10 protein-coding genes are annotated in these 11,064 nt (G+C 45.9%); 7 read left to right on the top strand and 3 right to left on the bottom strand.

What is annotated here, in order from left to right; translation table 11 throughout:
* Positions 1 to 59 precede the first annotated feature (59 nt).
* The 3 genes from IE083_RS12890 to IE083_RS12880 all read left to right on the top strand — a co-directional run bounded on the left by IE083_RS12890 (position 60) and on the right by IE083_RS12880 (position 1,513).
* The gene (locus IE083_RS12890; RefSeq protein WP_189354194.1) at positions 60 to 524 is read left to right on the top strand and encodes a hypothetical protein; all 465 of its coding nucleotides are present in this window, start codon (positions 60 to 62) and stop codon (positions 522 to 524) included.
* Complete coding sequence (locus IE083_RS16055) at positions 521 to 748, top strand: type II toxin-antitoxin system HicA family toxin (RefSeq protein WP_189354191.1); 228 nt, start codon at positions 521 to 523, stop codon at positions 746 to 748. The genes IE083_RS12890 and IE083_RS16055 overlap by 4 nt, the downstream gene beginning before the upstream one ends.
* Before the next feature lie 180 nt (positions 749 to 928).
* Complete coding sequence (locus tag IE083_RS12880) at positions 929 to 1,513, top strand: hypothetical protein (RefSeq protein WP_189354187.1); 585 nt, start codon at positions 929 to 931, stop codon at positions 1,511 to 1,513.
* 181 nt (positions 1,514 to 1,694) lie between these two features.
* Here the strand turns inward: IE083_RS12880 and IE083_RS12875 are convergent, their stop codons facing one another.
* The gene (locus tag IE083_RS12875) at positions 1,695 to 2,426 is read right to left on the bottom strand and encodes a type IV toxin-antitoxin system AbiEi family antitoxin domain-containing protein (RefSeq protein ID WP_189354184.1); all 732 of its coding nucleotides are present in this window, start codon (positions 2,424 to 2,426) and stop codon (positions 1,695 to 1,697) included.
* An 85-nt stretch (positions 2,427 to 2,511) separates the two neighbouring features.
* Positions 2,512 to 3,465 carry a hypothetical protein gene (locus tag IE083_RS12870; RefSeq protein WP_189354182.1) on the bottom strand — a complete coding sequence of 318 codons (954 nt, stop codon included), beginning with the start codon at positions 3,463 to 3,465 and terminating at the stop codon, positions 2,512 to 2,514.
* A gap of 796 nt (positions 3,466 to 4,261) precedes the next feature.
* Between IE083_RS12870 and IE083_RS12865 the strand changes: the two genes are divergently transcribed.
* The gene (locus IE083_RS12865) at positions 4,262 to 4,618 is read left to right on the top strand and encodes a helix-turn-helix domain-containing protein (RefSeq protein WP_159876097.1); all 357 of its coding nucleotides are present in this window, start codon (positions 4,262 to 4,264) and stop codon (positions 4,616 to 4,618) included.
* A gap of 71 nt (positions 4,619 to 4,689) precedes the next feature.
* Here the strand turns inward: IE083_RS12865 and IE083_RS12860 are convergent, their stop codons facing one another.
* Positions 4,690 to 5,181 (bottom strand): hypothetical protein, encoded by a 492-nt coding sequence (locus IE083_RS12860; protein WP_189354180.1) that lies wholly within the window; start codon positions 5,179 to 5,181, stop codon positions 4,690 to 4,692.
* Between the two features lie 628 nt (positions 5,182 to 5,809).
* Here IE083_RS12860 and IE083_RS12855 point away from each other — a divergent pair.
* From IE083_RS12855 to IE083_RS12845, 3 genes are read left to right on the top strand one after another with little or no spacing between them, the layout of a single operon-like run.
* Positions 5,810 to 7,153 carry a tyrosine-type recombinase/integrase gene (locus IE083_RS12855; protein ID WP_189354177.1) on the top strand — a complete coding sequence of 448 codons (1,344 nt, stop codon included), beginning with the start codon at positions 5,810 to 5,812 and terminating at the stop codon, positions 7,151 to 7,153.
* Entirely contained in the window at positions 7,146 to 10,259 is a 3,114-nt protein-coding gene (locus IE083_RS12850) for a hypothetical protein (protein ID WP_189354175.1), read from the top strand. Before IE083_RS12855 ends, IE083_RS12850 begins: the two co-directional genes overlap by 8 nt.
* Entirely contained in the window at positions 10,252 to 10,884 is a 633-nt protein-coding gene (locus IE083_RS12845) for a hypothetical protein (RefSeq protein ID WP_189354172.1), read from the top strand. The genes IE083_RS12850 and IE083_RS12845 overlap by 8 nt, the downstream gene beginning before the upstream one ends.
* The last annotated feature ends 180 nt before the right edge of the window (positions 10,885 to 11,064 follow it).

Below are 11,064 nucleotides of genomic sequence, written 5' to 3'. Positions count from 1 at the left end.
AAACCTGATCATGGGGATTGGAGGGGGCGGTGGATAGGTGGACGGGCTGGACGCTTACCTTGGATCTAGACAATCTGGCAAGCAATCTTACTGATGCACGCAAGCTCAACCCCAAGCTGCGTATCAAGCTAAACACCGTGGTCAACCAACTGAACCATGAAGAAGATCTAGCGGCTTTGGTTCAGCACATAGCACCAGACAAGTGGAAAGTTCTGCGAATGCTTCCGGTAGTGAATCATCATCTTGCCGTCAGCGATGAGCAGTTTGCAGCCTTCATTGCCCGCCATCGCGCTTTTGATGCCATCCTCTGCGCCGAGGACAACCGTGACATGCATGAGTCCTACCTGATGGTTGATCCACATGGACGCTTTTTTCAGAACAATCCACAGGTTGAGGGGCAAGGTTATCTCTATAGTCAGCCAATCCTGGAAGTCGGGGCTGCAGCAGCCTTTGACCAGATGGCCTTTGACCCTGAGCGTTTCCGTGCGCGCTATGCCCAGAACACAAGGGAGATCCGCATATGAAGTACTGCTCAAATAAAGAGATTGACCGGGTAGTACGACAACTGATTCGTCAAGGCTGGCGCTTTCGGCGAGGAGGCAAGCATGGACGACTTACCCACCCCGACGGACAGCAAACGCTGACGGTAGCCAAGTCTCCCAGCGACTATCGCAGTTTGCTCAATTTCCGCCGTGATCTACGTAAGGCTGCCTTGCTCTCAATGATTGAATCACCCCCTGTTGACTAGATACATTTACGGCCGTTTCCAAAAGGAAATCGGCTATTTTTATCGGTCACGCGGTCGTCTGCTTAGGCCGACGATCTGCCGCTAATCCAGGTGGGAAGGCAGCTGGTCAGCCAAAGCTGCCTGTCGACAGGTGGGTGGAAAACGACTGGTTTACACAGAATTACGGACAGGCTCTGGCAGATGGCAGGTTTCTATAGCGCCGATGAGTGGTGGAATTGGTGTAGACAGGATCTGATGATCGCTGCCGAGGTCGCTTTTGCCTCGGCTGACCTTCATGATTTCACCATGGGGCTAAATAATCTCGCACATGACAATCCAGATGCGCTGACACTTTGGCAAATGTCGCGATCTAATCTTGAGGATGCTGCGAATACTCTTCCCACCACCTTCAGTCACGACTCTGTGATCCAGCCGATCTGCATGGTAGCGGAACTATCGATGAAAGCTGCTTTGGTATGGGATGGCATTGCCTCGGATTCCTTCAAAGGCAGGGATGGCCATAACTTAGTCTCTCTAGCCCAACGTATGGCGATGGCACGGCCACACCGGGACGACGCCCGCGTTCAAGCAGTCGTTGCGAGTTTGCCACCCTATGTTGCTAGCCGTTATAAACCCGCAGGGCTGAAGCGGCTTCAGGTGGTCCGACTCGCCCTCGGTGTGCAGTTTGTTGCAGCATCAAGCTTGCGGCGGATTACAGATGCAGATTTGGCCATACAGATGGAGGTGGATGACTGGCCGGGACCGCGCCCCGCATTTATTGCTTGATTCCCTCCTACCGCCGTACACAACGAGCGGCTGCGGTTTTTTAGTTTACAGTCTTCTACTCAGAATCATATCAAGGCTACTAGGTCCTAAAACTGAAGCAGCCTTTCTTCATTTTTAAGGCCAATGACCACGTTGGCCAAACTTCCTCCATTCAGTATTTGCATAACTCGATCGTCTAGCGCTAAGGTTTCAACGTAAGCCGTTCGCCATCCCGAGTCCTATTTGACCAACGTTTTCCAGCACCTAGTCGATCAACATGCTTTTGAAGGTTCAGCCCCCAAGGGTATTCACTCCATAAGCCTAGGTCGCGGACCAGTCTCACGACTTTGACCCGCTGGCAATGCGATAGGAATTCGTCCAGCACTTGTGGCCGGATATTGCGCAAGGTCATCACGATATTGCGCGCCTCTTCAAGCGACTGCCCTTTGCCGATATCGCTGGCCAGCTCAAGCAGAGCTCGTTCCGGTACAGATACCCGCACATTCGAATTTCCGTAGGGCAACGGCTTGAGCCCATACTCATCTGGAAAACCGTCATCGAATAGCTTGGTGGTTTGGTAGGAATACAGCATGTTCTCGGCAACCCAGGGCGGAAAGTCATAGGACTGACAACCCCATAGTTGGACTCGCTCGCGAAATGCGATGTTATGCCTCACCCCCTGCCAGTCCAACGCTGTTTTACCACCCGCATGCAACCCCGGGATATGCCGGGCCAAGTAGGCGATGATGCCATCCCTAGATGGACGGTCCCCTGTGAGCAAGTAGACCCCACGTGAGAGCCGCTGTAGCCAGCCGGCTTTCACCATGTAGGTCGCCTGCGCAGGGCTGACACCGAAGTCACGCAACATGTCAGTATCGAGCGGCTGTCCACGTGGAGCAGCTTGCATCAAGTGCTGTACGGTCCTGTTCGCCATGCTGTCGTGATGTTATTTACTTGATGTTACTAGGGAGAATTTCCATCTATGGGGATTTTTTAACGCAACGCCGGCCTGAGCATGATTAATAGTAGGTGTACTTGCGTTCCCAAACCATGGCGCCAAAGGAACCGTCTTTGCGCTCATCGTATTCCTTCACCAGGAGCTTTCGCGTATTGTTTCCTCGACTGTCCGGTAGAAAAGCGTAAACTTGGCGCAAATTAACCTGACCTTGCTGGTCCAACTGATGCTCGGAGCGGATTTCACCTTGTGGGGTGTACTCCTTGACCGAAGACGGCATCGCCGCCCAACGCTGCCATTGACCATCAATAAACACTTCAGTGAAAGTACTCCTTTGCCAATTGCCATCGGACAGCGGTGTGCGTAGCCAAGCCGAGCGCATTTTCAGGCGCCGATTCAATGCATACCGCCCTGTTGCGGTCTCGATTTGCAGCGGGCCACCACCAGGCCCGGGGGTCATTTCCCATTGGCGAGTCTGCAACTGACAATCACGCCCATACCTCGCTATTTCTCGCTCACCAACCTTATAACGACGACTCGGATCATAAACAGCGGTAGTGATCGAGGTTTTCTGCCACGTTCCATCGTCAAGCTGAGTCACCGTTACGGCTTCAGAATCCAGCTGATCCCCACCGGTGATGTTGTAGTGGTAATCATCCTGATAGGTCACGGGCCGGTTTAGATAGATGGTCAGACGCCCTGATGTGTCGTAGTCAAACTGGTCTGGTTGATCACCAGCACGGCTCCGACGCACGAGTCGGCCATGCGCGTCAAAGTCGTACTTGTCCTGCCAAACTTTTTTCTTCTTCCCCACTTGGCCGACATTTGGCTTGAAGCCTGTTTCGTACAACGTTTCGACCATTTGCTTTACACCCTGGGGCTGTTTCCCTTCGTTTTCATATGCCAGGACAACCCAATCAGGTGTCGGCAACATGCACCATGGGAGTTCAGCTGCTTGAACCGTGGCGGTCAACGCACCACACAGCGCCACACGGAAAGTATTGGCAATCAGACTCATGAGAAATTCCTGAATCAACAATCAAGGAAAAGGGGCTGCCGGCTCTTGATCAGCAGCGCTACTTCTTGTCTTTGCGGGTCCTGTAGGTGCACGCAGCCATTTCGATAGATCGATTTTGGCAAGCACGCCCCGCAGTACAAGCGAACATCAGGACTCAGGGCTGGCAGAGGAGCACATGGGGCGGTTGTCATAGACAACGGAAGCATCAAGAACCGGTTCACAAGTCCATTCGGTGGACCACTCGGCGCTAGCATCCGGTCTGGGTTGCCAAGGTAGGCAAGGTTGAGCCACTCCGTTAACCCCGATGTGGCAGAACCAAGTCACTCCGTTAACACGGTAACTTCTGATGGTATGGATCAGTTCGAGCCGACTAACCTCGTCGTCACCGCCTGACATGTGCAGTCGATACACTCGGTAGCCTCCGCCACACAATTGGCCGACTACCTCCAACAGATGCTCGGGCGACGGCACCAGGAAGCTATTCAGCAAATCCTGTTCATTTCGCTGATCGTGACGACACTCGACCAAGAAACAGGGTGACTCAGAGGAAACCCCAACACAGCGCCAGGGCAGGTAGGGTTGAACCAGCCGTCGTCGCGTGGGCTGCTCCTCTGCCCAACCGGGCTTGGTTAACAACATCAGTAATTCCTTCAGATTGGCGGCACAACGCCATCCTCATGATGCACCGCACGGAAAATAGAACATTATTGGTGGCAATACCACACTCAGTGATGTTAACAGAAGACGCCGACAAGACCACCATTACTGTGGTTAACAGACATCAGGCGTCGTTTCAGTGACTGAACAGAATGAGAAGGAATTTGCCAGAAGCCTTGGGCGAGCAATTGCAGATGCAAGGCGTGCAAAAGGACTGACGCAAGAAAAGTTGGCTGATGTCATCGGTGTCGAACAAGAGAGCATCAGCCGGCTAGAGCGAGGGGTAACGTTACCTTCCTTATCACGCCTAATGCGCATTGCTGATGTCCTGGCTGTGCCCATTACCAGCTTGATCCGCTCCAGCTCTGGGAGGTCCGTCGATCAGGCCCAGGACTTAGTGGAAAAGTTAAATGAACTCAGCGGGGAAGATCGGGCTTGGGTGCGCCGCTGGGTCGAAGAAATGTGTGCCAAGTTGGCTTTGCAACATCGGCAGTAGCAGCCGCGCGAAAAGGCACCCTTGCCTAGGTGCCACGGACAACTACCCCTTCTCCTAGCTTGATCATGCCATTAGGTCTCTCGTTTATTTTTCTCGGCAACCCAAGCTAGCCAGCCGACCCGATGAGCTTGGGCATCGAATAGGGCATGATGCCAAGGTCGGTCCTTCGTGTGGTACTGCGCCACAGATCGATTAAAGGCTTCCGAATCAAGCAAAGGTCGTAAATCAAACCAGCCAGTCAGGTTTTTCGGCCATTCCCCATCAAATATGTCGGCCAGCAGGTCACGGTCGTGTTGCGAATCGCATGCAATAGTTACGCTGTGTGCTAGCGTAGCGAACCAGGCGTTTAGTCTGTTCTTTAGCTCTGTCTTGCGTACCTGCGCACCAACGATCCTTCCTAGGCTTGAACACACCGCTGACTGTACGAAGGCATTGCATTTTAAACGGTCAAAGTCTTGTACTTCTACATATAACTCATGCCTGCCATCTTCACTGATCAAGCCTAAGCTGATCAGCTCGCATTCAATAAAATCAGTAAATTCAGTATCCAAAAAAATCAGCATATTTTCACCTGAGTGTTAAATCTATCGAGGCAGGATAATTTATTCATAACGAATAGATCCGGAGCCTTCCATCTATTTTTATGCAAGACCACAAAAATACTCGAACACACTTTTCCAAACATAACTGTATAAGAATCTGAATTATAGTTACGTGTTATGTAATAAATGCAAAACCATTAGTTTTCAACAACTTAGCCATTGCGTTCTAAGGGGCGCCATATTACACTTCGGGCCGATTTTTATATACAGCTAGTGGTTAATGAGCCCTTTCAGTCGATTTTCCCAATAGCTCCGCATGACTTACGGTATCCGACAAGTCGAGCTTGCCGCGCTAATGGGTGATGAGCAGAGCAACATCTCTCCCCTAAAAATTGGGACCAAGGGCCCTCCACCTTCTGAGTTCGTCAACCGTCTGATGGAAGCACTTACGCTACCCCAAATCCAACAGGATGAACTACAGAAAGCTGTAGCAGCTTTTCCAAGTAACGCTTTACCGCCTCAATGGGTTTCAGTTTGAGTTTTTTAAAAATCCTAACTGCCCACAAAATTAATGCCATATGAATTAGTGGATTCATAGGTTTTTATGCCATAAAAAAATCAACACCACCCAAAAACGGAAAAATAGAAAGTGCGATATTTTTCATTGATAGGATACTCTAAAAATGCAGTGCTAATCGATCCGGAAGGAAGTGAATTCGGTCCATTTACAGTATATAAAGAAAAACTGATAGACAATAAGATAGTTAGCATTGGTACACTGCATGATTATCTTGGGCATGTTGCTCGTTTTGTTGAGTATATCTATGTCGCCTCTTTGATCGGTTTGGAACCATCAAAACAAAGCTTAGATGTTTTAATACGAAGCTATGAAAGCTATCTCCTTCACGGGGAGTTGAGCAGCAATAAAATTGCAAGAGATATAGCGATATTAACAGGCAGAATTGAGACATGTAGCCCTAGTTCCCTTCAGGTTATTGAGGCGGCTCTTATTCACTTCCTTAACTTGAGTGATTCACTTGCCAAAGCCACTGGCAAGGATGGCTTATTTAGTCGATTTATGCCAAATGCAGTCATTCAAATAAGTCCACAGGAGTCGGCGAAATTACGTGGCTCATCAATATTTGGCGGGGTAATTCGTGGGGGGGCTAAGAAAAAAAATCGTGGGGCGCGCCTCTTCCTAACGACGAGGAAGTCTGGGACCAATCGTCGTAACTCCACTCAAAAGAGAGTTGATTTCCAGTTCCCCCTTAATCGCATAGGAGACTTACTTGATGGGACAAAATGCTTCAGAGACCGAGCAATCTATGCATTGCTAGCAGCATCTGGCCTAAGGACATCAGAAGCTCTCCAGATTAGAGTGGAAGATATTGATATAAAAAATCGTCTAGTGTATGCGCACAGCCCATTTGAGCGAGCAAATCCAGGAATTATAGAGAGTGAATTTGATTTATTAAGATGGAAGGGTCGGGAATGCGCTGATACGTTTCTAATTGAGCCATGGGCTAGCTGTTTTTTTGAAGCCTTGCAAAATTATCTTAGATATGAATTTATCTCATCCGCCGGCCATCCATTCATATTTCAAACTTTGTCTGGAGAGAATAGAGGGCGTCCCTATTTTGCAGGAGACCGAAGCGCACGGATTAAACAGTTTAAGAAGCGAGCAGAAGCCATTGATGTCCATCTTCCAAAAGGTGATGCATTGCATTCGTTGCGACATAGCTATGGAGTCTTTGTTCTTAACTATCTGCCAACACCAAATGGGCTTGGTTTGAGTGAAACACTGGTGGCGCACTTAATGGGACATAGTGACATCAAGAACACTAAAATATATGCTAGGCACGATGAGGAGATAATACGGGCTGAGCTTGAGTTTTCCAATAAAATAATCAAAGGCCGTGATATTTTAAAAAAAGAACAGATTTTGATTGATTTTTATCAAAGTAGAATTGAAGAATTAAGAAAAAATGATTAACTTAACAAGTGAAATCAAAATTATATGCACTAATGAACAACTCCAAATTGCCGTTGCAGATGCAATTGAAGATACTAAGCGCCTATTGCTTTCAATGTATGCACCGGATCAAGAGAGAGTGTCCCTCAGTCTTATAACGGCTTCCCGAGATAACAACTATAAGCGATTGGCATTCAACCGATACTTCCCATTTTACAAGAAAAAATACAATGCCAAATGGGTGGCATCTGTTTTTTATGCTGTGCACAATAATACAAGAGATACATTTTCAGATAACCATATTGATATTTTAAGTAGTCTTGGTGTGGATGAGGTTGTACCCCGTACGCTTGCTCAAGAAATATGGCGGGGCCTCAGGGTTTTTTTGCTGGCTCTTTGGGGTAGGAGAGCGATACTACTTCCGATGAATTTTTCACTACCAGAAACAAATCGAAAAAAAGATTATGCGTGCCAGCTTTATACTGAAGTTTTAGCTATCTTTAGGAGTCCATATGTCAATGGTTCATTAGGGGTAGCAGATATATCTCATGATATTCTTCCGCGGTCAGCTAGGAATTTTGGTTGGTATGCATGGCGTCCTGTAATTGCTAGTGACTGGCATACAGTAGAAGACATCAACACTCCTGATCTAATTATGCTTTTCAAGGAGTTGACGCGCAGAAAAAACCTAAAAGAGAGAGGCGCTGACGAGCCAGTGTACCCATTGGCTCCAGCGTCTTTTCTCGGTCCACTTATTAGCGCTCTTCCTGACAGGTGTAATTTTGATATCAAGGAAGTATCTATTTATAATCCACGAGTTTCTCTAGATACAGATTCTCTGCTGAAAGAGGTGGCTTTATTTAATCGCTCTTTGGATGGCAGTGATGTCAGGGCCGTATGGGCAGAATATCAGAAAAGGTATTTGACTCAAGTTAAAGAAATCAAAAGAAAGAAAGATATAAAAAGTGACATTGTTGTAATTGGTAAATTTAATCAATATTTATTTTCTATTCTTCCTCAATCTGGGCATCGTTCTCCTTCACCTACAGAGTTTGATCGTAAACATATGGAAGGCATTGGTTTGCCTCCACTCCGCCAAATAATTAGCAAGAGAGATGACGTTTCGGCCATAGGGCGTTTTTTTCAATACTTGGAAGATGTAGCTCCATTTGATGAACGGCTCAACGGGTTTACTAATCCTATCCTTGATTTGGATAAGCCAAGAGAGTCTAGGAGGCGTCAAACCTCCAAAAAAACATTTAGAATTAATGATTTTAGGCTTCTTTTTGAATTGGTACATGCCATTGGTGAGTTCACTTGGCATGTTGCGAAAAATATTGGAGAGGGAACTGCTCCAGATAGCTGGTTATCAATTCTTAACAGCAAGAACAAATATCTAATTTTAAACGCCGATGATTTTGGATTTGTTCCAATTGTAAGATTCACCTTGCTTGACGGCACTCCAGTTAAAATTAATTTGCGCTGGATCCCGACGACTGTTATTCCAACATCAGCCGTTCATCTTAAGGGCTCGCCAGAGAAGTGGACTCTACTACCAAATTTACATGGCATTCATCAAACCATTGTGGGCATCGAAACTGGCTTGCGTCACATACATATAAGATGGCTAGATAAGAGGAACTTCAAATTTTCAGAAGTAGATTCAAAGTCTTCTACTTTTGATTTGTTAGTCAATACCGACAAAGTGACTAATGAATGGGTCAGGCCGACGGCTAAGACTGTTCTTAATGCGTTAGAGCGTCAAATTGAAAGCCAATCCTGGATAAATGGTGAGCATTTTGATGCTGAGCTATTTTATGATTATCACGAACTGAGTGACTTCGGAAAGATACGACCAATATTTATGAAATATAACGAGCCAAAGGTATATACTAGCTCTAGTATGGCTTCGTTCTTTAGAAATATTATTTACTTTTTCAGTTTAATTAAGATTAGCTTAGGGCAGGATGTTGCTGATAAACTCCCAGAGGAAGTATCAAATTTATTATTTGATAATAGACGAGATTTTGAGAAGGCCACTCGCTGTCGTAGTAAGTTTAGCACTGATTATACGCCTCATGGCTTGCGTGCATCAGTCGTGTCGATTTACGCACCGATTTTACCTCCTCATGTAATCGGCGAAAACATTACTGGTCATGTTAGTGACAATATGGTTAAGTATTATACTGTCATTAACAGTGATTATATTTCTGATGTTAAGGCCATAAATAGAAGGCTAGCTGCTGAAAGTGGTGTAGTAGAGCGTAGCATTCTGGCCGTTACGGCCGATGATGAATTTTCTAGCCTAAGAAAAGCAGTTGCGGCTTCCCCGATAAATGATGTACTTAGAGAATATGGAGCGTTCTCGTTTGCTACTGAAGAGGCAGACGGCAAAATAAAATCCGGAATGGATGCAATTAAAGCCAATGACTCGGGCTGGATAAAAATATGTCCAACTCACATTTGCCCAATGAATAATATATGCCCTCCCGAAATAGTTAATACGGTAGGAAAGAAATTTTGTGGCCAATGCCACTACAGCATTAAAACAGTAGATCACTTACCAAGAATATTGGCTCATTGCCGATCTTTGTCTAGAAAATGTGATGACTTAAAAAGGCGGCTCGCGTGTGCAAGCAGTAATGGAGCCTCCGAAGTTGCTTTGGAGTTGATTGAGCAAGACTTGCTGAATTTGACGGGAGAATTAAGTGCATGGATGCTTACAGCAGATGTTCTTGTTAAAAATTATGACAAATTAAGAAATTGTGCACTTGTGAATAAGCCTGATATTTTAGCCAAAAAATTAGCAATGATTGCACAGCCTGAATGTGAGCTTGAGAATATTCTTGTCCAGTGCGATGAAGCAATAGCCTACCCAGATCTTGCAGACTCAGTTCTTGAGGCTGATGTGGCGATGATAAGAGCACGTCTACTTGTGATGACGGGTGAACTTGAGGATTTTTTTGATTCAGCCCATGGATATAAATTGATTGATAGTTTTAGAGGCCTCCTACGAGGCGTGTGTATGGCGACCGGAAAAAGCCCAAAAGAGTTGGCGGCTTACATAGAATCATCACCTATTAAAAATATCAGATCAATAGAATTGCTAGAGAAACTTTATGAGTAAAAAAAATGGCAGAGGCGCTCGGCCTGGTGAAAATAGATTTAAGGGCGTGCAAGACACAAGGGTAAAGAATACCATTTTGGAAATTGACTCTGTTCTAAGGGTTCTTAAGTCGAGCCGAGTGAAGTTTCATAATATAACTAGCCTTGCTAGTTATGTGGCAGCTGTTGTGAATGAGAGAAGATGTGCAGTCGACAATAGATTGGCCACTTCTACTCTCCTTCGGTCTTCTTCCTATCGATTAAAACTAGATGGTTATCTGGCGTTTCTAGAAGGAGAGTCTTTTGATGATAAATTTTCAGGGCTGCTGACTGACCTTGAAAAGCAGGAGCTTGAAAATTTAAGAATGGAAAACAAAAGACTTTCAATTTTTATTAAAAATAACTTAAGAAAAAGCCCTGAAGATGACTTGTCTTCCGCTCGAACTGATAACACACTTAGTCATGAAGAACTATGTAGGGCACTGTCTTTGATTCTTGAAGCCAGTAAAGGCCAATTTGTACTAGACTTTCAGTCCGGTGAAATAGTGAGTGCATGGGCCAGATCAAATAAAAACAGAGTAATTGTGCAAAAGAACATGGCTAAGTACTATTTTGAATGGGTAAGGAATATTCCCAGCTTGAAGTAATACTTACTCTTTATGGTAAATAAATCAGGTTTACAACGCTTGTATCGCAATATGCCGCTTGTATTTTTCGATGTTTCTTTCACCAATTTTTCAAATGCGCATCATCACTGCATATTTGTTGGAAGCAGTAAATTGCTGGGAAAACAATACGTTAGCTATCATGCTTCTTTGAAAGTGAAC

It is taken from the genome of Vogesella fluminis (assembly GCF_014652335.1).
Taxonomy (GTDB): Bacteria; Pseudomonadota; Gammaproteobacteria; order Burkholderiales; family Chromobacteriaceae; genus Vogesella; species Vogesella fluminis.
The sequence above is the reverse complement of the archived record's forward strand: the minus strand, read 5'-3'. Positions and strand labels throughout refer to the sequence as shown.